The sequence below is a fragment of the Blautia sp. HCP28S3_G10 genome, assembly GCF_052065235.1.
Lineage (GTDB): Bacteria > Bacillota > Clostridia > Lachnospirales > Lachnospiraceae > Blautia_A.
In genome coordinates this window covers 1-442 of the sequence record NZ_JBQHUL010000110.1, presented here as the reverse complement: position 1 = coordinate 442, position 442 = coordinate 1, and the positions used below count along the sequence as shown (strand labels likewise).

The following is a 442-nucleotide window of genomic DNA, read 5'->3' as shown; positions in this document are numbered from 1 at the left end:
AGGTTATGCCGGATCATATCCATCTGCTTGTAGACTGCAGACCACAGTTTTATATCTCTGATATGATCAAGATCATGAAGGGGAACATTGCCCGGCAGATGTTTCTTGCACATCCAGAACTGAAGAAGGAGCTTTGGGGAGGGCATCTGTGGAATCCACCTTATTGTGCAGTAACAGTGAGTGACAGGAGCAGAGAACAGGTATGTTCTTATATCGAAGGGCCAAAAGAAAGACAGTAACCTGAAAGAATCCGTATTTATATTTGTAAGAAGGAAAAAAGATGAGGATAGTATCCAGTTATGGCGTAGAATTGCGAAAACAGAATATACCAATCTGCCAGACACTGGATATTTATCGTTCTGCGGTCAGTTGTCTGATTGAGATCTATGCTCAGACATGGGATGAACTGGCAGTAATCACGGAATCTAAAAAACGTTTCAAC

General features: G+C 41.9%; 1 protein-coding gene. It reads left to right on the top strand.

Annotated elements, in window-relative coordinates; genetic code table 11:
- Positions 1-239, top strand: a 239-nt coding sequence (tnpA, locus tag ACTNB8_RS16435; protein ID WP_441056124.1) for an IS200/IS605 family transposase, incomplete at its 5' end; no start/stop codon positions are given.
- Positions 240-442 lie beyond the last annotated feature (203 nt).